General features: G+C 66.9%; 2 protein-coding genes. Both read left to right on the top strand.

Annotated features, from left to right (window positions below; translation table 11 throughout):
* The first annotated feature begins 241 nt into the window (after positions 1 to 241).
* The gene (locus tag I5E_RS15535) at positions 242 to 880 is read left to right on the top strand and encodes a hypothetical protein (protein ID WP_022907788.1); all 639 of its coding nucleotides are present in this window, start codon (positions 242 to 244) and stop codon (positions 878 to 880) included.
* A 211-nt stretch (positions 881 to 1,091) separates the two neighbouring features.
* On the top strand, positions 1,092 to 1,715 hold a 624-nt coding region (locus I5E_RS26040; RefSeq protein WP_222836477.1), incomplete at its 3' end, for an LptF/LptG family permease.

Raw genomic sequence — 1,715 nt, 5'->3', positions numbered from 1 at the left:
CCCGTGCACGTCACCGCGTCGACGTCCCTCTGACGGGGGTCACCCGTGCCGACCGTCCGATGCGGTGCAGGCATCTCGATACCCGCGGGTACCCCTGCACTGGGNCCACGGAAAACCCCCTCGCCCCCTCGTTGTGGGACTGCGGCGGCCGATCCGTGCCGACGTAGCGTGGTCGGGCGCCGAACCCCACCGGCGCTCGTCCCCACGACCCCCGCGCGACCCGAAGGAGGCTCCGCAGCTCATGGCCACGCTGTCCGAGATCCTCATCCTCAACGGAGCCCTCCCGATCGAGCACCTCGACTCGATGACCGGCGACGAGGAGATCGACGACCGGTCGATCCGCTCGCTCGTCGACCAGGGCCTCGTCAGCGAGGCGCAGTACATCACCGCCCGTGCCGCGTCGAACAACTCCAAGACCGTCCCGCTGACGGACTACCCGGTCGACGGCACCGCGGTGTCGATGCTCCCCGCGGCGCTCTGCCGTCGGCACGGGGTGCTCGGCGTCGGGTTCGAGGGCGAGGTCCTCGTGCTCGCGATGGTGAACCCGACGAACGTCCTCGCGATCGACGACGCCCGGACCGCCTCCGGTCGCCCCGTGAAGCCGCTGCAGGTCGAGGAACGTGACCTCGCCGCCGCGCTCGACCGCTACCTGCGTGCCGACGACGAGCTGAACGACCTGACCTCCTCGCTCGAGGAAGAGGCGTCGGCGCAGACGCAGCAGCAGGTCGACCTGACCGACGGCGCCCTCGACGACGTCCCGATCGTCCGGTTCGTGAACCTTAGACTTGCGCTCGGACAGCTTGCTTACGTGTCTGCCTTAGACAGGGTCATGACTGGGACGGAACGCCAGACTGCTCCTGCTCCTGCTCCTGCTCCTTGACCGTGGCTGGTCTCTGGCGAACCGGATCAGTTTCACGGATGTCGGTACGAACTAGAGCCAGGACAGCCAGGTTGTTCTCGATCATCTTTACCAACGACTCGCACGCTGAACTCCGTTTGATGCCGTGAGCTTGCATGGTCATCGACGTCCGCCTTGCGACCTGATGGTTACTCCGGCTCTGCGAAGCTTGTGGATGACCGACTGACGTGAGATGCCGCTGCTCTCGGTGGCGCTGGCGGTGCCGCCCAAGCGATCCTCGTCGGCGCTCGGCGTGTTCCTGTCGATCGTGATGATCGTGACCTACCACAAGATCAACGAATATGCCTCGGCGGTCGCCGCGCTGGGCAAGATCAACCCGATCATCGCGCTCTGGGTGCCGTTCCTGCTCTTCTCGGCGCTGATCTGGTGGATGTACCATACGCTCGCCCACAAGCCGGGTGGCCAGCCGATCGGCGCGCTGGAACGCGGGTTCGAGAAGCTCGCCGCCAATTTCGGCCGCTGGTTCCGCCGTCCGCTGATGTCGCTCGTGAGGCTCCGGAGGTCGAGGACCTCGCCGTCGTCGTCGATCGCCACGGGGATCTCGCTCCCCGCCGGGCCAAGTCGTGCGAACCGCATCGTTCCTCGCTCTCCTGCTGCGCCGGTGCAGCGGAAACATCCTATGTCTGCGTCGGCGCTCCGGCAAGGTACACACGCTTGGCCGTTCCCCGGAAGACCGCGTCGCGTTCGGTCGACGAGAGTTCGGCGAGTGCGTCGCCCGTCGTCCGCAGCACCTTCGCGTACCGGGGGGCCACGTCAAACCGGCCAGTCGGACCGAACAGCAGCGGTCGGGCCCAAA

It is taken from the genome of Curtobacterium sp. B18 (assembly GCF_000333375.1).
GTDB lineage: Bacteria > Actinomycetota > Actinomycetes > Actinomycetales > Microbacteriaceae > Curtobacterium.
Note: the sequence above shows the minus strand (reverse complement) of the source record. Positions and strands in the feature narration are given on the sequence as shown.

What these genes read in the sequence shown, in the direction of transcription:
- I5E_RS15535 (WP_022907788.1), top strand. Translation starts at nt 242, where the DNA reads ATGGCCACGCTGTCCGAGATCCTCATCCTCAACGGAGCCCTCCCGATC.